Below are 22347 nucleotides of genomic sequence, written 5' to 3'. Positions count from 1 at the left end.
GAGGGAGCAGCGATGAGCGACCTGTACGACAAGGGCGAGCCGAGCCTCGGCCAACTGGTCGCCTCGGCGACCGCCGAGATGTCGGCACTGGTGCACGACGAGATCGCCCTGGCGAAGGCGGAGCTGAGGCAGGACGTCAAGCGCGGCGCGATGGGCGGAGCGGCGGGGACCGCGGCCGCCGTGGTGCTGATGTTCTCGCTGCCGATGCTGAGCTTCGCCCTCGCGTACGCCATCAACACCTGGACCGGCGGGCACAACGGCAACGGGGGCTGGAACCTCGTCTGGTGCTTCCTGCTCTCCTTCGCCGCGAACGTGCTGCTCGCGGGGCTCCTCGGCCTCGTCGCGTACTCCAAGTTCAAGAAGGTCAAGCCGCCGGAGAGGTCCATCGCGTCGGCCAAGCAGACGGCCGCGATCGTGCAGAACGTCAAGCCGCACCCGCGTCCCGGGGCGCCCAAGGCTCTGGTCAAGGGCTCCGTCGACCTGGACAAGGGCACCGTTGTGGCACGCTCGTCCGTATGACCCTTCCCGAGAGCAGCACCGCCGGCGGTGGACCCGTACGGCTCGACGGGCCGTGGACCCACCGGGACGTGGCGGCCAACGGCGCCCGCTTCCACATCGCCGAGATGGGCGACGGGCCGCTGGTGCTGCTCCTGCACGGCTTCCCGCAGTTCTGGTGGACATGGCGCCATCAGCTGCCCGCCCTCGCCGAGGCCGGGTTCCGGGCCGTCGCGATGGACCTGCGCGGGGTCGGCGGCAGCGACCGCACCCCCCGGGGTTACGACCCCGCCAACCTGGCCCTCGACATCACCGGCGTCGTCCGCTCGCTCGGCGAGCCGGACGCGGCGCTCGTCGGGCACGACCTGGGCGGCTACCTCGCCTGGACGGCGGCCGTGATGCGGCCCAAGCTGGTGCGCCGGCTCGTGGTCTCCTCCATGCCGCACCCGCGCCGCTGGCGCTCGGCGATGCTCTCCGACCTCTCCCAGTCCCGGGCCGGTTCGCACGTCTGGGGCTTCCAGCGACCGTGGCTGCCGGAGCGCCGGCTCGTCGCGGACGACGCCGCGCTCGTCGGGGAGTTGATCCGGGACTGGTCGGGGCCGCAGCCGATCGCCGACGAGGAGGCGTTCGAGACGTACCGGCGGGCGATGCTCGTCCCGTCGACGGCGCACTGCTCGATCGAGCCGTACCGCTGGATGGTGCGGTCGCTCGCCCGCCCGGACGGCATCCAGTTCAACCGGCGCATGAAGCGGCCGGTGCGGGTGCCGACGCTGCATCTGCACGGCTCCCTGGACCCGGTGATGCGGACCCGCAGCGCGGCCGGTTCGGGCGAGTACGTGGAGGCGCCGTACCGCTGGCGGCTCTTCGACGGCCTCGGGCACTTCCCCCACGAGGAGGACCCGGTGGCCTTCACCACGGAACTCGTCAACTGGCTGAAGGACCCCGAGCCGGACCGCTGACGGTCCGTCGGACCCCTGTCCGGCGAACGGAGTTGCCTCGAACGGCCATGTGCCCCACGCATACTCCGATTGGCGGGCTCCGGGGAGGTTACCGACCTTGGGCCACGGGCACACGTCGGGGTATGGGCTGGACGCACGACTACGGTGACACGACGGCACACGACCGCGGCTCGGCCGCCGGACCGGGGCCCCTCGAAAGGGGCGGACCTCCGGAGCCGGGCCGTACGCACGCCGTGCAGGGGGTGGGGATCTCGCGCATCCTGCGCCGCCGGGCCCGCTGGGTCTCGGCCCGGCTCAGGCACACCCGCGGCTGACCCTCCGGAGCATCCGGAGCGGTCCGTACGAGGAGTGCGAAAAGCACGTGGAGTACGCGGAGTACGCGGGGGTCAGAGGGCGCAGGCCTGGGTGTCGACCTGCTGGGCGGCGGTCCGGCCGCGCTCGATGTCCCCGTGGATCTCGTCGACCGTCAGGGCGTACCCCGTGTTCGCGTCGTCGCGGGAGCGGGCGAAGATCACGCCGTACACCTCGCCGTCCTCGGTGAGGAGCGGGCCGCCGGAGTTGCCCTGGCGGACCGTCGCGTACAGCGAGTACACGTCCCTGCTGACCTGTCCCCGGCTGTAGATGTCGGGGCCGTCGGCGCCGATGCGGCCCCGGACGCGCGCCGAGCGCACGTCGTACGAGCCGTTCTCCGGGAAGCCGGCGACGATCGCGCCGTCTCCGCTGCGGGCGTCCTCGTCGGTGAAGACGAGCGGCGGGGCCTTGAGGTCCGGCACGTCCAGGACGGCGATGTCGCGCTGCCAGTCGTAGAGGACGACCTTGGCGTCGTAGAGCTTGCCCTCGCCGCCTATCTGGACGGTCGGCTCGTCGACGCCCCCGACGACGTGGGCGTTGGTCATGATGCGACGCTCGGCGAAGACGAAGCCGGTGCCTTCCAGGACCTTGCCGCAGCTCTGCGCGGTGCCGACGACCTTCACGATGGAGCGCTGGGCGCGGGCGGCGACCGGGCTGTTCGCGAGCGCCGGGTCGGGGGGCGTGACCGGGGTGATCGGCTCGTTGACGAAGGGGCTGAAGACCGGCGGGAAGCCGCTGCGGGCCAGGGTGGAGCGGAAGTCGGCGAACCAGCCGGACGCCTGTTGCGGCATCACCCGCTCCAGGCCGAGCAGGACCTTGGAACTCCGCACCTCCTTGCCCAGGGTGGGCATCGGGGTGTTGGCGATGAGCGAGCCGATCAGCCAGGCCACGAGCAGCATCGCGACGACGTTGACCAGGGCGCCGCCCGTGGCGTCGAGGGCGCGCGCGGGCGACCAGGTGATGTGCCGGCGCAGCTTGTTGCCGAGGTGGGTGGTGAAGGCCTGGCCGACGGAGGCGGAGACGATGACGATCATCACGAAGACGACCGTCGCCGTGGTCGAGACCTCGCTGTTGTCGGTCAGCTCGTTCCAGAGGACCGGGAGCAGCAGAACGGCGACGAGGCCGCCGCCGAGGAAGCCGATCACGGAGAGGATGCCGACGACGAACCCCTGGCGGTAACCGATGATCGCGAACCACACGGCGGCGAGCAGCAGCAAGATGTCCAGCACGTTCACCGTCGATAGCCTCGCAGATTCGTTTCCGGTCGCTCCGGGATCAGCCTGTCATGAGCGCCAGTCGAGCGGGACCTGTCTGGACCTGTCCCAGGGCAGCTCCCAGCCGGCGAAGTGGAGGATCCGGTCGATCACGCCGGCGGTGAAACCCCACACCAGGGCGGATTCGACCAGGAACGCCGGGCCTTTGTGGCCGCTGGGGTGGAGGGTGGTCACGCGGTTGCGGGGGTCCGTGAGATCCGCCACGGGGACGGTGAAGACGCGGGCGGTCTCCCCGGGGTCGACGGCGTCGACCGGGCTCGGGGCGCGCCACCAGCCGAGGACCGGGGTGACGACGAAGCGGCTGACCGGGATGTAGAGCCGGGGCAGCACGCCGAAGAGCTGGACGCCGGCGGGGTCGAGCCCGGTCTCCTCCCGGGCCTCGCGCAGGGCGGCGCGCAGCAGCCCGCCGTCCTCGGGGGCGCCGTCCTCGGGGTCGAGGGCGCCGCCGGGGAAGGAGGGCTGCCCGGCGTGCGAACGGAGGGTGCCGGCGCGCTCCATGAGGAGCAGTTCGGGGCCCCGCGCGCCCTCGCCGAAGAGGACGAGGACGGCCGACTGGCGGCCGTCCCCGCTCGCGGGCGGCAGGAAGCGGCTCAGCTGCTCGGGCCGGACGGTGCGGGCGGCCCGGTCGACGGGGCCGAGCCAGGCGGGCAGGCCGTCGCGGCTGACGAGGCCGCCGGTGCCGGGCCCATGGGCCCCGTACCCGTGGGGCTCGTGTCCCTGGGTCTCTTCTTCAGTGCGCGTCATAGGCACCCCCGTTGGTTCACAACGCGATGGACGGACGGGATCGTTCCCCGGGCCGGGCCTCTTCCCGGCCGGAGGGACGGGTGGTGACCGCCGGGCTCAGCCGCTCGCACCCAGGGGCGGCGCCGGGCGGCCCGGGTAGTCGGGCGGCGGATTGAGCCGCTGGCCGGGGAAGCCGCCCTTCTCGTACTTGAGGAGCTTCGCCGCCTTCTCGGGATCGGTCTCGCCCTCCCCGTACGACGGGCAGAGGTGGGTGATCGGGCAGGCACCGCACGCCGGCTTGCGGGCGTGGCAGATGCGGCGGCCGTGGAAGATCACCCGGTGCGAGAGCATGGTCCACTCGCTCTTCGGGAAGATCGTGGCGACCTCGGCCTCGATCTTCACCGGGTCGTCGGACTCGGTCCACTTCCAGCGCCGGGCGAGGCGCATGAAGTGGGTGTCGACGGTGATGCCGGGGACCCCGAAGGCGTTCCCGAGGACGACGAAGGCGGTCTTGCGGCCGACGCCGGGGAGCTTGACGAGGTCCTCCAGACGGCCGGGCACCTCGCCGCCGAAGTCGTCCCTGAGAGCGGCGGAGAGGCCCATGATCGACTTCGTCTTGGCGCGGAAGAAGCCGGTCGGCCGGATCAGCTCCTCGACCTCCTCGGGCACGGCGGCGGCGAGGTCCTCGGGCGTGGGGTACTTCGCGAAGAGGGCGGGGGTGGTCTGGTTGACCCTCAGGTCGGTGGTCTGGGCCGAGAGGACCGTGGCGACGAGCAGCTCGAAGGAGTTGCGGAAGTCGAGCTCCGGGTGGGCGTACGGATAGACCTCGGCCAGCTCGCGATTGATCCGGCGCGCCCGGCGGACCATCGCGAGCCGCGACTCGGGCTCGGCGGCGCGGCGCGACCCGGACTCGGCCGCCCGGGCCGATCCGGTTCCGGCCGTTCGGCTCGATCGGGGTGCGGCCGTGCGTCCGGGCTCGGGCGCAGACTTCCGATTTGCCTCTTTTACCCGTTTGGACGCACCCTGTTCGCCCACGGCGGAATTACTTTCGGCCGACACTCTTCCAGCCCCCTTGGCCTGTGCTTTCACCGGCGAGTTGGACACGCGGCCAGCCTAGGGGCCGCCACCGACATCTGCCCCGGGCACGGCCGATCAGCCCCCGATCGGGCCCCTGACGTACGGAAGTGCGGCACGGTGCGTCAAACTTGTTGTGATTGATCGCACTGTTTTGTACGTCCGGCATCATGGGATCCGGATCCCGTGAGCAGGTCGACAGTATGGAGAGAACTCGTGGACGACGTTCTGCGGCGCGCCCCGCTCTTCGCGGCGCTCGATGACGAGCAGGCTGCCGAGCTGCGCGCCTCGATGAGTGAGGCGACGCTGGCCCGTGGCGACGCGCTCTTCCACGAGGGCGACCCCGGCGACCGCCTGTACGTGGTCACCGAGGGCAAGGTGAAGCTGCACCGCACCTCCCCCGACGGCCGCGAGAACATGCTGGCCGTCCTCGGCCCCGGAGAGCTCATCGGCGAGCTGTCCCTCTTCGACCCGGGCCCGCGCACCGCCACCGCGACCGCGCTGACCGAGGTCAAGCTGCTCGGCCTGGGCCACGGCGACCTCCAGCCCTGGCTGAACGCGCGCCCCGAGGTGGCCACCGCACTGCTGCGCGCGGTCGCCCGCCGCCTGCGCAAGACCAACGACCAGATGTCCGACCTGGTCTTCTCCGACGTGCCGGGCCGTGTCGCCCGCGCGCTCCTCGACCTGTCGCGCCGCTTCGGCGTGCAGTCGGAGGAGGGCATCCACGTCGTCCACGACCTCACCCAGGAGGAGCTGGCCCAGCTCGTCGGCGCCTCCCGCGAGACCGTCAACAAGGCGCTCGCGGACTTCGCCCAGCGCGGCTGGCTGCGCCTGGAGGCCCGCGCCGTGATCCTCCTCGACGTGGAGCGCCTCGCGAAGCGCTCGCGCTAGACGGCCCGAGCACGCGCGCGTACGTACGGAAAAGGCCGCCCCCGGACCACGGGGGCGGCCTTCCGCGTACTGCCGGTCAGGAGCGCGGGATCAGCGCTTCGAGCCGTCCACGATCACCGGGGCCGAGGCGCCGTTCGCGCAGGGCACGGTGTAGACCGGGTTCTTCGCCGCCGCCTCCTTGAAGGCGTCGATGCACTGGTTCATCAGGACCTTGTCCGTCAGCGAGTCGTTGAGGATCCGGTTGGCGCGGGCGATGCCCTCCGCCTCGATCCGGCGCCGGTCGGCCTCGGCCTTGGCGGTGCGGGCGGCCTCGGTGGCCCGCTCGGTGGCCTGCTGCTGCTGGATCTTGCGGTCGATCTGGTCCTGGAGGGCCTCCGAGGGCTTCACGTTGCGCAGGTTGACCGTGGTCACGTCGATGCCGCGCGGGGCCAGGCGCTCCTTGACCAGGGTGCCGATCTCCGCGTTGATCTTCTCGCGGTCGGTGGCGTAGCCCTGCTCGCTCGTGTAGCGGGCGAAGACGTTGCGGACGATCTCACGGCTGTCCGGGAAGACGAGCCGCTGCTGGATGGCGTCCTCGCTGCCCGCGAGCCTGTAGAGCTCGACGGACTTGGCCGGGACGACCGCCCACTTCACCGTCAGCTCGGCGTACATGACGCCGCCCTGCGAGGAGCGGACCTCGACCACGTCCTTGTCGGAGAGGTTGAGGTCGACGGGGCGGGTGGAGAAGGTGGTGACGCTGGTGAACGGCGACTTCAGGTGCAGGCCCGAGGTCATGGGCGAGCCGACCTTGCCGAAGGCGACCGGGACGCCGACCTCGTACGCGCTGATCACGTACGTCATGCTCGCGACCAGCGAGAAGAGGCCGGCGATCACGGCGCCGAGGGCACCGAGCCTCAGCCCCTTCGAGTCCTGCGAGCGGGCGACGAAGTAGAGCACCACTGCGGCTATGAACAACAGGATGGCGACGACGAACACAGGCGTTCCCCCCGAAAGCTATGGCCGGAGCCACGAGCAGATGTAAAGGGAGCGTAAAACACCGGTCGCCGGGGGCCGAGGGCCGGGGCGCGTCCTGGTTCAGGATCGTGACACGACGGGCCCGCCGGTCGCCCGAACACCCTCCACGCGCGGGCGTTCCCCTCTCCGGCCCTCGCTCCCCTGCCCTTTGGCCCCTCAGATCAGCCCGCGCTCCCGCAGGTACTCCAGCTGGGCCCGCACCGACAGCTCGGCCGCCGGCCACAGGGAGCGGTCCACGTCCGCGTACACGTGGGCGACGACCTCCGGTGCCGTACGGAAGCCGTTCTCGGCCGCCGTCTCGACCTGGGCGAGCCGGCTCGCCCGGTGCGCGAGGTAGAACTCCACGGCCCCCTGCGCGTCCTCCAGGACCGGCCCGTGGCCCGGCAGGACCGTGCGCACCCCGTCGTCGACGGCCAGCGAACGCAGCCGCCGCAGCGAGTCCAGGTAGTCCCCGAGGCGCCCGTCCGGGTGCGCGACCATCGTCGTCCCGCGCCCCAGGATCGTGTCGCCGGTGAGGACCGCCCGGTCGGCGGGGAGGTGGAAGCAGAGCGAGTCCGAGGTGTGTCCGGGCGTCGGGACGACCAGCAGCTCCAGGCCGCCGACCGTCACCACGTCCCCCTCGCCGAGCCCCTCGTCACCGAGCCGGAGCGCCGGGTCGAGGGCCCGCACGGGCGTCCGGGTCAGCTCGGCGAAGCGCCCGGCGCCCTCCGCGTGGTCCGGGTGGCCGTGGGTGAGGAGGGTGAGCGCGATCCGCTTGCCGAGCTTCTCGGCGGTCTCGATCACGTTCCGCAGGTGGCCCTCGTCGAGCGGGCCGGGGTCGACGACGACCGCCAGGTCCGAGCCGGGCTCGGAGAGCAGCCAGGTGTTGGTGCCGTCGAGGGTCATCGCGGACGGGTTGGGCGCCAGGACGTTCACGGCCCGGTCGGTCGCGGGCCCGGTGACCACGAGCCCGCGCGGCTGCCCGGGCAGGGCGGCGGCGTCGCTCATCGCACGCCTCCGGCCGGGATGATCTTGGTGAACTCCTCGTGGCCCGGCCAGCTCAGGACCAGCTCCTCGCCCTCCAGGCGCGCCTGGGCGAGTACCGGGGCCAGGTCCTGCGCCTCCGCCGCCGCGAGGGCCTCGGCGGCCGTCCCGTACGGCTCCAGGGTGCGCAGGGTGGAGATCGTCGGCGGCATCATCAGGAGCTCGCCCCGGTCGTAGCCGGCGGCGGCCTCCCCCGGGCGGATCCAGACCGTGTGGTCGGCCTCGGTGGAGGCGTTCCGGGTCCGTTGCCCGGCCGGGAGCGCGGCCACGAAGAACCAGGTGTCGTACCGGCGCTGCTCGAACTCGGGCGTGACCCAGCGGGCCCAGGCGCCGAGCAGGTCGGAGCGCAGGACGAGCCCGCGCCGGTCGAGGAAGTCCGCGAAGGACAGCTCGCGGGCGACGAGCGCCTGCCGGTCCCGCTCCCAGTCCTCGCCGGTCGTGTCCCCGACGACCCCGTCCTCGGTCTCCCCGGCGAGCAGCACGCCCGCCTCCTCGTACGTCTCGCGCACGGCGGCGCAGACGACGGCCTGGGCCTGCGCGGGGTCGTCGAGGCCGAGCCGGGCCGCCCAGGTCTCCCGGGACGGGCCCGCCCAGCGCACCGGGTGCTCGTCGCGCGGGTCGACGCCGCCGCCGGGGTAGGCGTACGCGCCGCCCGCGAAGGCCATCGAGGTGCGGCGGCGCAGCATGTGGACGTCAGGCCCGGCGGCCCCGTCGCGCAGGAGCAGGACGGTGGCGGCGCGCCGGAGCGGCACCGGGGTCAGCTCACCGGCGGCGAAGGCGCGGATGCGGTCGGGCCACTCCGGCGGGTACCACTGACCGTTCGACTGATTCGACTGACCATTCGACATGGCCGGATGCTATGCGCAAGGACGGGAATGCACGAGGGCGAGCCGCCGCGGGGGCCGAAAGGCGCGGGTCCGGGGGGAACGGGTCCGAAGAGGCGGAGCGGCGCCACGCGCGCGAAGGCCGGCCGCCCCCAGGGGGACGACCGGCCTTCGCGCGTACTGCCCGCGGCACGGTCAGGCCTCGGTCAGCTCGACCTGGACCTCGACCTCGACGGGGGCGTCGAGCGGCAGCACGGCCACGCCGACGGCGCTGCGCGCGTGCACGCCCTTCTCGCCGAGGACGGCGCCGAGCAGCTCGCTGGCGCCGTTGATCACGCCCGGCTGCCCGGTGAAGTCGGCGGCGGAGGCGACGAAGCCGACGACCTTCACGACGCGCTTGACGCGGTCGAGGTCACCGGCGACCGACTTCACGGCCGCGAGGGCGTTGAGCGCGCACGTGGCGGCGAGCTGCTTGGCCTCCTCGGCGGTGACCTCGGCGCCGACCTTGCCGGTCACCGGAAGCTTGCCCGCCACCATCGGGAGCTGGCCCGAGGTGTGGACGTACACGCCCGACTGCACGGCCGGCTGGTACGCGGCCAGCGGCGGCACGACCTCCGGCAGGGTCAGGCCCAGCTCGGCGAGCTTCGCCTCGACGGCCCCGCTCACGACTTGGGCCGCTTCAGGTAGGCCACGAGCTGCTCGGGGTTGTTCGGCCCGGGCACGACCTGGACGAGCTCCCAGCCGTCCTCGCCCCAGGTGTCCAGAATCTGCTTGGTCGCGTGCACCAGAAGCGGCACCGTGACGTACTCCCACTTGGTCATGGGCCCGACTGTATCCGCTGCCGGGGAGCGGTTCTCCGAGGCGGCTCCCCGGGAGGCCTCCCGGGGCGACCCCGAAGCGGACCCTAGGGGGGTTCTGGGGGGCGGCCTCCTGATTGGGCGCGGTCGCCAGTGGTTAGGCTCGACAGCGTGAGCAGGCTCCAGGTCGTCAGCGGCAAGGGCGGTACCGGTAAGACGACGGTCGCCGCCGCCCTCGCCCTCGCCCTCGCGACGGAGGGGAAGCGGACCCTCCTCGTCGAGGTCGAAGGCAGGCAGGGCATCGCCCAGCTCTTCGAGACGGAGGCCCTTCCGTACGAGGAGCGCAAGATCGCCGTCGCCCCGGGCGGCGGGGAGGTGTACGCGCTGGCGATCGACGCCGAGCGCGCGCTCCTCGACTACCTCCAGATGTTCTACAAGCTGGGCAGCGCGGGGCGGGCCCTGAAGAAGCTCGGCGCGATCGACTTCGCGACGACGATCGCGCCGGGCGTACGGGACGTCCTGCTGACCGGCAAGGCGTGCGAGGCGGTCCGGCGGCGGGAGAAGGACGGCCGCCCGACCTATGACCACGTGGTCATGGACGCGCCGCCCACCGGCCGCATCACCCGCTTCCTGAACGTCAACGACGAGGTGGCGGGCCTGGCCAGGATAGGCCCGATACACAACCAGGCGCAGGCCGTCATGCGGGTCCTCAAGTCCCCCGAGACGGCGGTCCACCTGGTGACCCTCCTGGAGGAGATGCCGGTCCAGGAGACGGCGGACGGCATCGCGGAGCTCCGCGCGGCCGAACTGCCGGTGGGGCGGATCGTGGTGAACATGGTCCGGCCCCACGTCCTCGACGCCGCGGCGGTACGGGCCGCCTCCGGCGACCACCGGGAGGCGATCGCGAAGACCCTGGCCTCCGTCGGCGTCACGGGCTCCGCGAAGCTGGTCGAGCCGCTCCTCGACCAGGCGGCCGAGCACGCCCGGCGGGTGGAGCTGGAGCGGACGCAGCGCGCCGTCCTGGACGGCATCGGCGTCCCCGCCCACGAGCTTCCGTACCTGGGGGACGGGGGAGACGTCGCGGGGCTCTACCGACTGGCGAAGGAACTGCGGAGACAAGGGGTGGGCGCGTGACGGAGAAGACGGCGACCGCCACGGAGGCGCGCGGGGCGGCCGGTCCGGGCGCGCGCGGAACGACCGCGTCCGTCGGGATCGACACCGCTCCCGTCCTGGAGCTGGACCCGCTGCTCGACGACCGGGGCACCCGCATCATCGTCTGCTGCGGCGCGGGCGGGGTCGGCAAGACGACCACGGCGGCGGCGCTCGGCGTGCGGGCGGCGGAGCGCGGGCGGCGCGTCGTCGTCCTCACCATCGACCCGGCCCGCCGGCTCGCCCAGTCGATGGGGATCGACTCCCTCGACAACACCCCGCGCAGGGTGGCGGGGATCAAGGGCTCCGACGGCGGCGAGCTGCACGCGATGATGCTCGACATGAAGCGGACCTTCGACGAGATCGTCGAGGCGCACGCGGACGCCGGGCGGGCCCGGGCGATCCTGGAGAACCCCTTCTACCAGTCCCTGTCGGCCGGGTTCGCCGGTACGCAGGAGTACATGGCGATGGAGAAGCTGGGCCAGCTCCGGGCGCGGGACGAGTGGGACCTGATCGTCGTCGACACCCCGCCGTCCCGGTCGGCCCTGGATTTCCTGGACGCGCCGAAGCGGCTCGGGTCCTTCCTGGACGGGAAGTTCATCAAGCTGCTCATGGCCCCGGCGAAGGTGGGCGGCCGAGCCGGGATGAAGTTCCTCAACGTCGGCATGTCGATGATGACGGGGACGCTCGGAAAGCTGCTCGGGGGTCAGTTCCTCAAGGACGTGCAGACGTTCGTGGCGGCGATGGACACGATGTTCGGCGGTTTCCGGACCCGCGCCGACGCCACGTACAAGCTGCTCCAGGCCCCGGGCACGGCCTTCCTCGTGGTGGCCACGCCGGAGCGGGACGCGCTGCGCGAGGCCGCGTACTTCGTGGAGCGGCTGGCCGCGGAGCGGATGCCGCTGGCCGGTCTCGTCCTCAACCGCGTGCACGGCAGCGGGGCCGCCGGTCTGTCGGCGGAGCGGGCGCGGGCCGCGGCGGAAAATCTTGACGAGGGTCGCATTGTGGATCAGGGGGACGGGAAGACTGGTCAGCGTGGCTCCCCGGCCACCGACCCCGAGCCGTCCCCACTCGCCACCGCCGCCGCATCTTCCACACCTGCCGCACCCACCGGATCCGAGGCCGCCCCCACGGCCACGACCGATCCGGCCGCACAGCACGCCCACGCACCTGAAGCACGCGACGCACGCGACTCACACGACGACGATGCGGACGACGCCGTAGACGTACGGCATCTCACCGCGGGACTCCTGCGGCTGCATGCCGAGCGCATGCGGGTGCTCGCGCGCGAGCAGCGCACGCGCGACCGCTTCACCGCGCGCCACCCCGAGGTGGCGGTGGCGGAAGTGGCCGCCCTGCCCGACGATGTGCACGACCTCGCCGGGCTGCGGGCCATCGGTGACCGGCTCACGGGCGGACGAACGCCCTCGGCCTGAGCCGTCGCCACCCTCTCCGGATCGTCCCGGAGCCCTCTCCGGATCTTCGGAGCCCTCTCCGGATCGCCCGGAGCGTTTTCCGCGCGTCGGGGGCGTACGCCCCGGCGCGTTCACCCGACCGCCGCGTACTCCTCGTACGTCGCGTCGTCATCCATCGCCACGGGCAGCAGGCCCGCTCCGCGCTCGTACTCCGTGCGCGCGGTCTCCAGGAGCCGGCGCCACGAGGTGACGGTCGGTCTCCGGCGCAGCAGGGCGCGGCGCTCGCGCTCCGTCATGCCGCCCCACACGCCGAACTCCACGCGGTTGTCGAGGGCGTCGGCGAGGCACTCGGTCCGCACCGGACATCCGGTGCACACCGCCTTCGCCCTGTTCTGCGCCGCTCCCTGCACGAAAAGTTCATCCGGATCGGTAGTGCGGCAGGCCGCCTGCGCACTCCAGTCAGCTACCCAGCCCATACCGGCGCCGTCCTCTCCCGAATCGAGGCTCCCCCACGGCGGCAGCGGCATATTCACCGCTGCCAGTTGGGACGTTACGGAAGGTGGGCACAGCGCAACACCCCCTTCGGGCCCAATCTTGAATGGCCCGAACGGACTATGCGTGCGCGTCAGATCACCCAGGGGAGTGATCGATGGACATGCGTGGGGTAACGGACATACCTCGCGGATATGCCCTTCCTCGGCGGTGTCACTTGGGACGCCGCGTGACGCATGTGCCGGAATCGGACACGAGCTTCCCGTGTTTCGGGGTCACGGAAATTCATGCCGACGTCACAACCGGGCCTTGTTGTCGGACCGCACTGCTGTGACAGTTGTGAGCAGCTTAGGCCAAGGCCTGGGCGCGTGTCCGGCGAATGGAAACCTCGGCACGCGCGTGCCCGGATGTCACGGTCCGGTACCCGAACGCTCCGAGGGGCCCCCGCTCCCGCTGTTCGCTCATGTCTACGGATTAGGCTGCCCCCCATGGCAAAGAAGCGCTCGGGCGGTGGTCTGACCGGGACCCAGCAGGCCGCCAAATTCCTCGGTGTCAGTGTGCTCGCCGGAGCCGTGCTGGCAGGCATCGCCCTGCCCGCGGCCGGGGCACTCGGGCTGGCCGCGAAGGGCACGGTCGAGGGGTTCGACGAGATCCCCTCCAATCTGAAGACCCCGCCGCTGAGTCAGCGCACCAAGATCCTCGACTCCGAGGGCGGTCTGATCGCCACGGTGTACTCGCGGGACCGGACGGTCGTCCCGATCGAGAAGATGTCCCCGTACATGCAGAAGGCGATCGTCGCGATCGAGGACGGGCGCTTCTACGAGCACGGGGCGATCGACCTCAAGGGCGTGCTGCGCGCGATCAACCGCAACGCGCAGTCCGGCGGGGTCTCCGAGGGCGCGTCGACGCTCACCCAGCAGTACGTGAAGAACGTCTTCGTCGAGGAGGCCGGCGACGACCCCGAGAAGGTCGCGCAGGCCACCCAGCAGACCATCGGCCGCAAGGTCCGCGAGCTGAAGTTCGCGATCCAGGTCGAGGAGGAGCTGGGCAAGAAGAAGATCCTGGAGAACTACCTCAACATCACCTTCTTCGGTCAGCAGGCGTACGGCATCGAGGCCGCCTCCCAGCGGTACTTCTCCAAGCACGCCGCCGACCTGACCCTCGGTGAGGCGGCGATGATGGCCGGCCTCGTGCAGTCGCCCAGCCGCTACGACCCGATCAACGACATCGAGGAGGCGACCAAGCGCCGCAACGTGGTCCTCCAGCGGATGGCCGACGTGAAGGACATCAGCCAGGCCGAGGCGGACGAGGCGAAGGCCGCCCCGCTGAAGCTGAAGGTGAAGACCCCGAAGAACGGCTGCATCACCGCCGTCGACGGCGCCGGCTTCTTCTGCGACTACGTCCGCAAGACGATCCTCAGCGACCCGGTCTTCGGCAAGACGTCCGAGGAGCGCCAGAAGCTGTGGAACCTGGGCGGCCTCACCGTCAGGACCACGCTCAGCCCGCGCGCCCAGGCCGCCGCCAACGAGGCCGCCATCGCGAAGGTCAACAAGGACGACCCGGTCGCCACCTCGGTGGTGCAGGTCCAGCCCGGCACCGGCAAGATCCTCTCGATGGGCCAGTCCCGCCCGTACGGCCTGGACCCGAAGAAGAACGAGACGACGCTCAACCTCGCCGTCAGCAACCGGATGGGCGGCAGCACGTACGGCTTCCAGGTCGGCTCGACCTTCAAGCCGTTCACCGCCGCCGCGGCCCTGGAGAAGGGCATCAGCCCGGCGCAGTCGTACACCACGCCGTGGAAGATCAAGGTCAACGAGAACACCTTCCGCGACTGCACCGGCGCCCCCGGCGGCAACAGGGAGTGGGAGCCGGAGAACGAGCTGGAGTCCGAGGCCGGCTCCTGGGACATGACGAGCGCGCTCAGCAAGTCCATCAACACCTACTTCGTGCTCCTGGAGCAGCAGGCCGGTCTGTGCGAGACGGCCCAGATGGCGCAGAAGCTGGGGTACGCGCGCGGTGACGGCAAGCCGCTCGACGTGACGCCGGCGCTCACCCTCGGCAGCCAGGTCAGCACTCCGCTGGCGATGGCGTCCGCCTACGCGGCCTTCGCCAACCGCGGTCTGTACTGCACCCCGGTCGCCATCGAGTCGATCAAGGCCGCCAACGGCGACAAGCTCAACGTGCCGCAGACGAAGTGCACGCGGGCGATGAGCGACCGGACCGCCGACACGGTCAACCAGATGCTGAAGGGCGTCGTCGAGGACGGCACCGGCACGAAGGCCGGTCTGAGCGACCGCGACAACGCGGGCAAGACCGGTACCACCAACGACCGCAAGGACGCCTGGTTCGTCGGCTACACCCCGAACCTCTCCACGGCGGTCTGGGTCGGCGACGACGTCGGCGAGCAGAAGCCGATGCACGACATCACCATCGGCGGCCAGTACTACGACAAGGTCTGCGGCGGCTGCCTTCCCGGACCGATCTGGCGGATCGCCATGACGGGCGCGCTGGACGCCGGCGACACCCCGTCCTTCACCCCCGTCTCCGTCCCCCGGGCCGAGAACCCCAAGGACAAGGAGCCGGAGGGGGACGAGGGCCCCAACAAGCCGGGGAAGCCGAACAAGCCCGGTGACCGCAAGCCGAACATCCCCGGGATCACGCTCCCGCCGGGCCTGTTCGACTGAGACCGGCCCCGCCGAACGACGAGAGAGGGCGCCCCCACGACGGGGGCGCCCTCTCTCGTGCGTTCTCCGCGGGTCAGCCCGCGAGCAGCTTCTTCACGGCGGCGGCGACCCGGCCGCCCTCGGCCCGGCCGGCCACCTTCGGGTTCACGATCTTCATGACGGCGCCCATGGCGCGCGGCCCCTCGGCGCCCGCGGCCCTCGCCTCCTCGACGGCCTCCGCGACGATCCCGTCGAGCTCCTCGTCACCGAGCTGCTTCGGCAGGTACGCGTCGAGGAGGACGCCCTCGGCCCGCTCCCGCTCGGCGGACTCGGGGCGACCGCCCTGCTCGAAGGCCTCCGCCGCCTCGCGGCGCTTCTTCGCCTCCTTGGCGATCACCTTCTGCACCTCGTCGTCGGAGAGCTCGCGCTTCGTCTTGCCCGCGACCTCCTCCTTGGTGATCGCGGTGATGGTCAGCCGCAGGGTCGAGGAGCGCAGTTCGTCGCGCTCCCTGATCGCGGCGTTGAGGTCGTCCTGGAGCTTCGCCTTGAGCGTGGTCATGACCCAAGTGTGGCAGGTGCGGCCTCCCCACCGCCCGCGCATTTCCCCCGCACGGGTCTGCGACGATGGGGGGATGCGCGCACGGTACGGGATCCCTCTGAAGATCACGGCAGGTCTCACGGCGACGGCCGCGGCCGGACTCGTCTACGCGGCGGGCTTCGAGGCCCGCTCCTTCCGGCTCCGCCGGGTGACGGTCCCGGTCCTCCCCCGGGGCATGGGGGACCTGCGGGTCCTCCAGGTCTCCGACATCCACATGGTGAGCGGGCAGGGCAAGAAGCGGGCCTGGCTCCAGTCGCTCGCCGGGCTCCGCCCGGACTTCGTCGTCAACACCGGCGACAACCTCTCCGACACCGAGGCGGTGCCGGAGGTCCTGGACGCGCTCGGGCCGCTGATGGAGTTCCCGGGCGTGTACGTCTTCGGCTCCAACGACTACTACGGGCCGAAGCTGCGCAACCCCGCTCGCTACCTCCTGGAGAAGGCGCAGGGCCGCCACGGCCTCAACGGCAACAAGCCGGCCGTCGGCGTCGTCCACAACCCCTGGGAGGGGATGCGGGACGCCTTCGACGCGGCGGGCTGGGTGGACCTCACCAACACCCGGGGCCGGCTGAAGCTGTCGGGGGCCGAGCTGGCGTTCACCGGCCTGGACGACCCGCACATCAAGCGCGACCGGTACGAGCGGGTGGCGGGCGGACCGGACCCGGACGCCGACTTCACGGTGGGCGTGGTCCACGCCCCGTACCTGCGCTCCCTGGACGCCTTCACGGCGGACGGGTACGAGCTGGTCCTCGCCGGGCACACCCACGGCGGCCAGCTCCGCGTCCCCTTCCGCGGGGCGCTCGTCACCAACTGCGACCTGGACACGGACCGGGCACGGGGCCTCTCCACCCACACGGCCGGGGGCCACACCTCCTACCTGCACGTCTCGGCGGGCTGCGGCACCAACCGCTACACCCCGGTCCGCTTCGCCTGCCCCCCGGAGGCCACCCTCCTCACCCTGACGGCCCGCTCCTGACCCCGGGGCGGCGCCCCCGGATACCGGATTTCGCCTCAGCGCGCGCGTGGGCTAAAGTAATCGATGTCGCCGCGACGTGAACACGCAGAGCAGTGACATCGGGGTGTAGCGCAGCTTGGCAGCGCGCTTCGTTCGGGACGAAGAGGTCGTGGGTTCAAATCCCGCCACCCCGACAGCCGAAATATCAGGTCAGGCGGTTACTGGATCCAGTAACCGCCTGACCTGTTCTCGTTCCCGGGTGGGTGGCCGTGGGGGCGGGCCGCAGCCCGCCCCCGGGCCGGCTAGATCACCGGCGGGCGGCCCAGGCGGGTCATGCGCAGGACCGTGGACCAGCGGATCGGGGTGCGGGGGCCCGCCGGGCGGCGGACGCCCTCGGCGAAGCCGGCGAGCCAGGCGCCGAGGCCCGGGAGGGAGCGGGTGCGGGCCAGGGTGAGGAGGGTCCAGACGCCGAGGTAGACGGGGACGAGGGGGGCCGGGAGGTTGCGCTTGGCCAGCCAGACGCGGTTGCGGGCGGTCATCCGGTGGTAGACGGCGTGCCGGGCCGGGCTGGTCTTCGGGTGCTGGAGGAGGAGTTCCGGCGCGTAGACGACCTTCCAGCCCGCGTCGAGGGCCCGCCAGGCCAGGTCCGTCTCCTCGTGGGCGAAGAAGAAGTCCTCCGGCCAGCCGCCGATCTCGTCGAGCATCCGCATGGACAGGCCGTGGCCGCCGCCGAGGAAGGTGGTCACCTCGCCGCCGCGCAGCGGGTCCTTCGCCCCGAGGCGCGGGACGTGGCGACGCTGGGTCTCGCCGGTCTCGTCCGCGATCCGGAACGAGACGACGCCGAGCGCCGGATCCCCGTCGTACAGGTCCGCGAGGCGGCGGAAGACGTCCCGGTCGACCAGGAGACCGTCGTCGTCGAGGTCCACCACCACGTCCACGTCGCCGAAGGCGCGGAGCGTGTCGAGCGCGACGTTCCGGCCGCCCGTCACCCCCCGGTTCTCCGGCAGTTCGACCCCGGTCACGCCCTCGGGCAGCTCCGGGAGCGTTCCCGTGCCGTTGCCGACGACCACGATCCGGGCGGCCCGCTCGTCCTGGTCCGCCACGGCGTCGAGCAGCGCCCGCAGTTCGGTCGGGCGCGTGCCCATCGTCAGTACCGCCACACCCACGCGCGGTCGCGCCACGGTCCGCTCCGTTCCCTGTTCGCCGAAGGTCCTCGAAGAGCCTCGAAGGCCTTTTCGGGCGCGATGCTAGCCGCACACCGACACCTTCCGTTCATCCGCGCCACAGATGTCGTGCACCGTGAGGGCGTTCGGAGGGGGAGCGCGGCGAGGAGCGCGGCCGCGCGGCTCTACGCTGGTTCTCTTCCGTCAGGTTGATCGATCTTCGAAAGGGTGGTCTCCAGGTGCTGGTCGCGGACCGATATCGGCTTCACGTGTGTATCGGCCGGGGCGGCATGGGCGAGGTGTGGCAGGCCACCGACGAGGTCCTCGGCCGGGCCGTGGCCGTGAAGCTGATGCTGGCGAACGCGGCCGACCCCTCCGCCGGCGACCGGTTCCGCCTGGAGGCGCAGACCGCCGCCCGGCTGAGCCACCCGCACGTCGTGGGCGTCTTCGACTTCGGCACGTGGGACGGGAAGTTGTTCCTCGTCATGGAGCTGGTCGAGGGCGACAGCCTCGCCGGAAGCCCCTCCGATCCCCTGGTCCTGCCGCCCGAGCGGGTCGCCGTGGTCGCCGCGCACGCCGCCGCCGGGCTCGCGGCCGCGCACCGGCAGGGCGTGGTGCACCGGGACATCAAGCCGGGGAACCTGCTCATCGACGCCGAAGGGACGGTCAAGCTGGCCGACTTCGGCATCGCCCGCTTCGTCGACGACCCCTCCGCCGCACTCACGACGACCGGTCAGATCGTGGGCACCGGCCTCTACCTGGCCCCCGAGCGGGCCCTCGGACAACCCGCCTCGCCCGCCTCCGACGTGTACTCCCTGGGCTGCGTGCTCTACCAACTGCTCACCGGGAGACCTCCGTTCCGCGCGGACACCGCGACCGCCCTGCTGTACCAGCACATCGACACCCCGCCGGCGCCGCCCGCGCACCTCGGGGTCGCGCTGCCGCCCGAGTTCGAGTCGTACCTGCTGAGCCTGCTCGCGAAGCAGCCGGAGCAGCGTCCCCCGGCCCAGGCCATCGCCGACTGGTTCTCCTCCGGCGCCTGGCGGTCCTACCACCGGGCCCCCGCCGCCCCAGCACCTCAGCACCACACCGCTCCGGCGCCCCGGCACCACACCGGGCCCGCGCCCATGCCCCGGCACGTGTCCGCTCCCACCCCGCCGCCGACGACCGGGCCCGTCGCCGCCGCGCCCGCCTCCCGTCGCCGCGAGCGCCCGGCCGCCGGCGGCGGGCTCGCGGAGCTCTCCCGGCGCCGTCCGCGCAAGACGGCCGCCGTGGCCGGTGCCATCGCCTTCGTGGTCTTCCTGGTCATCGGCATGGCCTGGCTCTCCTGAGGCCCGTCGGCATGGAGGCCCCGGCTCCCGTCCGTACGGCCCCGGGCGCGGCCGTTCAGTACGCCCTCGGCGGCATCACCAGCGGGTCCCCCTCGCCCGCCGGGATCAGCAGACAGCGCGGTACGCCGGGGCCCGCGGCCACCCTCACGGTCACCGTCGTCGGCGGGTCGGCCGGCAGCTCGACCGGGAGCGCGACCTGCCGCTCGTGCCCGATCCCGACCCGGGCGGTCTCCTTGCCGTCGACGAGGACGTCGACGACCGCCGAGTGACCCGTCTCCACGGTCACGGAGACCGAGTGCCCGAGGTGGTCGATGTGGAAGTGGTGCCGTCGTCCCATGGGACACCTCCGTACCACCCAGGGTAGGCACGCCACGGGCCTTCCGCCCTTCCCGTTCCGGCGTGCGGGTCCCGGGGTCCGGTGGTCAGATGGATCGGTACATATCGGCATGGATCATCACGTACCGGTAAGGCGAGCGCCGCCCGCGCGGAACGGAGCACCCCGCCCATGAGCGACACCCTCCCCCCGTTCGAGGACACGACGGACTTCGACGACGCCGACCGGGGCTTCCTCGCCGCCCTCGTCCCCGGCACGGTCACGGACGCCGCCGGGCGGACCGTCTGGGACGGCGACGCCTACCGGTTCCTGGAGGCGGACTGCCCCGACACCGCGCACCCCAGCCTCTGGCGCCAGTCGCGGCTCTGCGCCCGGCAGGGGCTCTACGAGGTCACCGAGGGGATCTACCAGGTGCGGGGCCTCGACCTGCCGAAGAGGAGGGCGACCTGCGGTTCGCCGCGACCCTTCTGAACCACCTGGTCTTCGCCACCGCGCCGGAGGTCCCCGTCGGCGAGGAGCGGCCGGCGAGCGCGGTGCACGAGGAGGCCAAGGAGGCGCTCGCCTCGGTCTACGAGCGGCTGGGACACGGCTCCGAGAACGGCCCCTGGCGCAACTTCTACCTCACCTCGGCGCAGGAGCTCCGGGAGGGGATCAGCGGCGAGATGGTCGACATGACCAACCCGGAGATGGCGGCGGCCCTCACCGTCCCCATGCTGATCGACTCGGTCGCCGTCGCGATCGACGGGCCGCGCGCCCGGGACGACGACCTGACCGTCGACCTGGTCCTGACGGACGACCCCGTGGGCGGGCGGCGGCGCCTGACCCTGCACAACGGCGCCCTCACCCACCGGGCGGTCGCCGAACCCCGGACGCCCGCCGGGCTCACCCTGACCCTGTCCAAGCAGCAGCTCCTCGGCCTGCTCGCCGGGAAGGGGCCCGGGGAGCTCGGGGTCGGTGTGAAGGGCGACCCCGCCCTGTTCGCCCGCCTCCTCTCGTACGTGACGAAGCCCGATCCGCTGTTCCCGATCGTCACCCCGTAACTACCCGGCAGGGCACCGGGGAAGACGCCGGAGGTCCCTGAGAGGACCCGGAGAGGTCCCCTGACAGGGCCCGGACGGCCCCTGGGCAGGGCCCCCTGAGGCCCCCTAGGGCTTTCTCCGGCTCCTCGGACCCCTCCCTCCGGCTCCTCCGGGCTCCTAAGGCTCCTCGGAGAGGGCGAACAGGCCCAGGCTCGCGCCCTCCTCGCGGGCCCGGCACAGCTCCTCCGTGCCGAGCGCCTCCCGCAGGGCCCGGTCGCTGCGCCGCCGCGCCGCCGCGCTGGAGGCCGCCGGGCGGTACTCCTCGCCGAAGACGGAGGACCGCAGCACGTCCACGGCGCCCAGGACGTGGGCGGCGGCGACGGGCCGCCCGGTCGTGATCCGCAGCTCCGCGAGGAGTTCGGCCGCGCAGGACGCGCCCGCCGCCGAGCCGAGTGCCAGATGGCCGCGGAGCGCCCGCCGGGCGTGGTCGACGGCCCTCCCCCGCTCCCCGTCCCAGGCGAGGAGCTCGGCACGCGCGTGGTGCGCCCACGCGTCGGCCCACAGGTCCCGACCCGCCCAGGCCCGCCGCCCCGCCCGTTCGAGCGGCAGCCGGTCCAGGGCCTCCTGCGCCGCCTCCGGGTCGGTGCGGGCGAGGGCGAGCGCGAGCCCCGCCCAGCCCGCCTCGCGGCCGGGGCCGAAGTCCGGGGGCCCCTCCGTCAGGGCCAGCGCCTCCCGGAACTCGGCCGCCGCCGCGCGCGTGCGCCCCTGGTGGAGGGCGGTGGAGCCGCGCAGCTGCGCGAGCAGGCCCAGACACCGGTCGTCGCCGTCCCGTACGGCCGCCGCCCAGGCCTGGACGAGGAGCGGGTCGGCGTCCTCGGGACGGCCCGCCTCCAGCTCCAGGTGGGCGGCGAGCCACAGGGCGCGGGCCGGCGGCGGCCCGGGGTGCAGGGCGAGGGCGTGCCGCAGCCGGGTCCGGCCCTCGGCGACCCGTCCGCAGACCACCCACAGGAACCACAGGGAGACCGTGATCTCGACGGCCGTGCCGGACTCGGCGTTCGGGGACAGCGGCGCGGTCGTGGGGTCCATGGCGGCGGCCAGGTCCGGGAGTTCCCGCAGGGCGAGATCGCGGGCGTCGAGCTGCCGGCCGCTCTGCCACCGGTCGGCGGCCCGCCGGGCGAGCCGGGCGCACCACCTGCGGTGGCGCAGGACGACGGACCGGCGGTCGCCGCGCTCGGTGAGCCTGCGGGCGCCCACCGCGCGCACGGGGTGCGGCATCCAGTAACGGGGCGCCTCCTCCTCACCGTCGAAGAGGTCGTCGACGGGCAGGAGCGCGAGGGGCGCGAGCCGGTCGAGAACCGCCGGGACCAAGGCCGGGGGGAGCGTGCCGGAGGCGCACACCTCGCGGACGGCGTCCCGGCCGAAGGCGCCCTCGAAGACGGAGAGCCGTTCCCACAGGAGCCGTTCCTCCGGTCCGCAGCGGGCGTATCCGCTCTCGGCGGCGGCGAGTTGACCTGCGGTCACCGGCTCGCCCCACAGCAGCTCGGCCTCCGGGGGGCCGCCACCGGTCCCGAAGCCTCCGGCGCCTCCGACGCACCCGCCGTTCCCGGTGCTCCCTGCGCTCCCGACGTTCCTGCTGTTCCCGACGTGTCCGATGCTCCGGACCTGTCCGGTCGTGCCGGCGTCCGGTCCTCCGGCCGGACGGCCGGACGGACGTCCGTTCCCCCGCAGGTGCCTCCTCATCCCCGCCCTTCCCTGCTCGTCCCGACCCACGCGCGCGCGTGGGGACGTCACGGACCGCCGTGCCCG

General features: G+C 72.5%; 24 protein-coding genes and 1 tRNA gene. 12 read left to right on the top strand and 13 right to left on the bottom strand.

What is annotated here, in order from left to right:
- The first annotated feature begins 12 nt into the window (after positions 1–12).
- The 3 genes from ACFY7E_RS10925 (at position 13) to ACFY7E_RS10915 (ending at position 1768) form a co-directional block, all read left to right on the top strand.
- The gene (locus ACFY7E_RS10925; RefSeq protein WP_389483058.1) at positions 13–519 is read left to right on the top strand and encodes a phage holin family protein; all 507 of its coding nucleotides are present in this window, start codon (positions 13–15) and stop codon (positions 517–519) included.
- Entirely contained in the window at positions 516–1454 is a 939-nt protein-coding gene (locus ACFY7E_RS10920; RefSeq protein WP_389483057.1) for an alpha/beta fold hydrolase, read from the top strand. Before ACFY7E_RS10925 ends, ACFY7E_RS10920 begins: the two co-directional genes overlap by 4 nt.
- Before the next feature lie 122 nt (positions 1455–1576).
- Complete coding sequence (locus tag ACFY7E_RS10915) at positions 1577–1768, top strand: hypothetical protein (RefSeq protein WP_389483054.1); 192 nt, start codon at positions 1577–1579, stop codon at positions 1766–1768.
- Between the two features lie 72 nt (positions 1769–1840).
- On the opposite strand, the gene ACFY7E_RS10910 is transcribed toward ACFY7E_RS10915, so the two are convergent.
- The 3 genes from ACFY7E_RS10910 to nth all read right to left on the bottom strand — a co-directional run bounded on the left by ACFY7E_RS10910 (position 1841) and on the right by nth (position 4837).
- Entirely contained in the window at positions 1841–3040 is a 1200-nt protein-coding gene (locus ACFY7E_RS10910; RefSeq protein ID WP_389483052.1) for a MarP family serine protease, read from the bottom strand.
- A gap of 48 nt (positions 3041–3088) precedes the next feature.
- Complete coding sequence (locus ACFY7E_RS10905) at positions 3089–3823, bottom strand: NUDIX hydrolase (protein ID WP_383442624.1); 735 nt, start codon at positions 3821–3823, stop codon at positions 3089–3091.
- Positions 3824–3919: 96 nt separating this feature from the next.
- On the bottom strand, positions 3920–4837 hold the full coding sequence (gene nth / locus ACFY7E_RS10900; protein ID WP_389483048.1) for an endonuclease III: 918 nt from the start codon (positions 4835–4837) through the stop codon (positions 3920–3922).
- Positions 4838–5092: 255 nt separating this feature from the next.
- Here nth and ACFY7E_RS10895 point away from each other — a divergent pair, with 255 nt between their 5' ends.
- Complete coding sequence (locus tag ACFY7E_RS10895) at positions 5093–5767, top strand: Crp/Fnr family transcriptional regulator (protein ID WP_015034542.1); 675 nt, start codon at positions 5093–5095, stop codon at positions 5765–5767.
- Positions 5768–5857: 90 nt separating this feature from the next.
- On the opposite strand, the gene ACFY7E_RS10890 is transcribed toward ACFY7E_RS10895, so the two are convergent.
- The 5 genes from ACFY7E_RS10890 to ACFY7E_RS10870 all read right to left on the bottom strand — a co-directional run bounded on the left by ACFY7E_RS10890 (position 5858) and on the right by ACFY7E_RS10870 (position 9449).
- The gene (locus ACFY7E_RS10890) at positions 5858–6742 is read right to left on the bottom strand and encodes an SPFH domain-containing protein (RefSeq protein WP_389483046.1); all 885 of its coding nucleotides are present in this window, start codon (positions 6740–6742) and stop codon (positions 5858–5860) included.
- Between the two features lie 195 nt (positions 6743–6937).
- Positions 6938–7768, bottom strand: coding sequence for an MBL fold metallo-hydrolase (locus ACFY7E_RS10885; RefSeq protein ID WP_383442615.1), 831 nt, complete (start codon positions 7766–7768; stop codon positions 6938–6940).
- Positions 7765–8652, bottom strand: a complete 888-nt coding sequence (locus tag ACFY7E_RS10880; protein ID WP_383442612.1) for an NUDIX hydrolase — start codon at positions 8650–8652, stop codon at positions 7765–7767. The genes ACFY7E_RS10885 and ACFY7E_RS10880 overlap by 4 nt, the downstream gene beginning before the upstream one ends.
- Positions 8653–8823: 171 nt before the next feature.
- Positions 8824–9294 carry a RidA family protein gene (locus ACFY7E_RS10875; protein WP_383436699.1) on the bottom strand — a complete coding sequence of 157 codons (471 nt, stop codon included), beginning with the start codon at positions 9292–9294 and terminating at the stop codon, positions 8824–8826.
- The gene (locus tag ACFY7E_RS10870; RefSeq protein ID WP_106969341.1) at positions 9291–9449 is read right to left on the bottom strand and encodes a DUF4177 domain-containing protein; all 159 of its coding nucleotides are present in this window, start codon (positions 9447–9449) and stop codon (positions 9291–9293) included. Before ACFY7E_RS10870 ends, ACFY7E_RS10875 begins: the two co-directional genes overlap by 4 nt.
- A 147-nt stretch (positions 9450–9596) precedes the next feature.
- Here ACFY7E_RS10870 and ACFY7E_RS10865 point away from each other — a divergent pair, with 147 nt between their 5' ends.
- Positions 9597–10559 carry an ArsA family ATPase gene (locus ACFY7E_RS10865; protein ID WP_389483043.1) on the top strand — a complete coding sequence of 321 codons (963 nt, stop codon included), beginning with the start codon at positions 9597–9599 and terminating at the stop codon, positions 10557–10559.
- Positions 10560–10636: 77 nt separating this feature from the next.
- Positions 10637–12010 (top strand): ArsA family ATPase, encoded by a 1374-nt coding sequence (locus ACFY7E_RS10860; RefSeq protein ID WP_389483380.1) that lies wholly within the window; start codon positions 10637–10639, stop codon positions 12008–12010.
- A 110-nt stretch (positions 12011–12120) separates the two neighbouring features.
- Here the strand turns inward: ACFY7E_RS10860 and ACFY7E_RS10855 are convergent, their stop codons facing one another.
- Positions 12121–12465, bottom strand: coding sequence for a WhiB family transcriptional regulator (locus tag ACFY7E_RS10855; protein ID WP_062754170.1), 345 nt, complete (start codon positions 12463–12465; stop codon positions 12121–12123).
- Positions 12466–12969: 504 nt separating this feature from the next.
- On the opposite strand from ACFY7E_RS10855, the gene ACFY7E_RS10850 reads away from it, so the two are divergent.
- Positions 12970–15165, top strand: a complete 2196-nt coding sequence (locus tag ACFY7E_RS10850) for a transglycosylase domain-containing protein (protein ID WP_389483041.1) — start codon at positions 12970–12972, stop codon at positions 15163–15165.
- A gap of 73 nt (positions 15166–15238) precedes the next feature.
- Here ACFY7E_RS10850 and ACFY7E_RS10845 read toward each other — a convergent pair whose 3' ends face one another.
- Positions 15239–15703: a GatB/YqeY domain-containing protein gene (locus ACFY7E_RS10845; protein ID WP_389483038.1), complete on the bottom strand. Its 465-nt coding sequence runs from the start codon at positions 15701–15703 to the stop codon at positions 15239–15241.
- A 73-nt stretch (positions 15704–15776) separates the two neighbouring features.
- Between ACFY7E_RS10845 and ACFY7E_RS10840 the strand changes: the two genes are divergently transcribed.
- Both ACFY7E_RS10840 and ACFY7E_RS10835 read left to right on the top strand, forming a co-directional pair.
- Positions 15777–16715 carry a metallophosphoesterase gene (locus ACFY7E_RS10840; RefSeq protein ID WP_389483036.1) on the top strand — a complete coding sequence of 313 codons (939 nt, stop codon included), beginning with the start codon at positions 15777–15779 and terminating at the stop codon, positions 16713–16715.
- A gap of 99 nt (positions 16716–16814) precedes the next feature.
- Positions 16815–16888 (top strand) — tRNA-Pro (locus ACFY7E_RS10835).
- 108 nt (positions 16889–16996) lie between these two features.
- Here the strand turns inward: ACFY7E_RS10835 and ACFY7E_RS10830 are convergent.
- Complete coding sequence (locus tag ACFY7E_RS10830; protein ID WP_389483034.1) at positions 16997–17875, bottom strand: glycosyltransferase family 2 protein; 879 nt, start codon at positions 17873–17875, stop codon at positions 16997–16999.
- A gap of 251 nt (positions 17876–18126) precedes the next feature.
- On the opposite strand from ACFY7E_RS10830, the gene ACFY7E_RS10825 reads away from it, so the two are divergent.
- Positions 18127–19188, top strand: coding sequence for a protein kinase (locus tag ACFY7E_RS10825; protein ID WP_389483032.1), 1062 nt, complete (start codon positions 18127–18129; stop codon positions 19186–19188).
- Between the two features lie 55 nt (positions 19189–19243).
- On the opposite strand, the gene ACFY7E_RS10820 is transcribed toward ACFY7E_RS10825, so the two are convergent.
- Complete coding sequence (locus ACFY7E_RS10820; RefSeq protein WP_383436723.1) at positions 19244–19525, bottom strand: hypothetical protein; 282 nt, start codon at positions 19523–19525, stop codon at positions 19244–19246.
- Between the two features lie 168 nt (positions 19526–19693).
- On the opposite strand from ACFY7E_RS10820, the gene ACFY7E_RS10815 reads away from it, so the two are divergent.
- Both ACFY7E_RS10815 and ACFY7E_RS10810 read left to right on the top strand, forming a co-directional pair.
- Entirely contained in the window at positions 19694–19993 is a 300-nt protein-coding gene (locus ACFY7E_RS10815) for a hypothetical protein (protein ID WP_389483030.1), read from the top strand.
- Positions 19888–20562 carry an alkyl sulfatase C-terminal domain-containing protein gene (locus ACFY7E_RS10810; protein WP_389483377.1) on the top strand — a complete coding sequence of 225 codons (675 nt, stop codon included), beginning with the start codon at positions 19888–19890 and terminating at the stop codon, positions 20560–20562. The genes ACFY7E_RS10815 and ACFY7E_RS10810 overlap by 106 nt, the downstream gene beginning before the upstream one ends.
- A gap of 156 nt (positions 20563–20718) precedes the next feature.
- Here ACFY7E_RS10810 and ACFY7E_RS10805 read toward each other — a convergent pair whose 3' ends face one another.
- Positions 20719–22062: a tetratricopeptide repeat protein gene (locus ACFY7E_RS10805; RefSeq protein WP_389483028.1), complete on the bottom strand. Its 1344-nt coding sequence runs from the start codon at positions 22060–22062 to the stop codon at positions 20719–20721.
- Positions 22063–22347 lie beyond the last annotated feature (285 nt).

Origin of the sequence: Streptomyces sp. NPDC012825 (assembly GCF_042900925.1) — a bacterium.
In the GTDB taxonomy this organism is placed as follows: domain Bacteria; phylum Actinomycetota; class Actinomycetes; order Streptomycetales; family Streptomycetaceae; genus Streptomyces.
The sequence above is the reverse complement of the archived record's forward strand: the minus strand, read 5'-3'. Positions and strand labels throughout refer to the sequence as shown.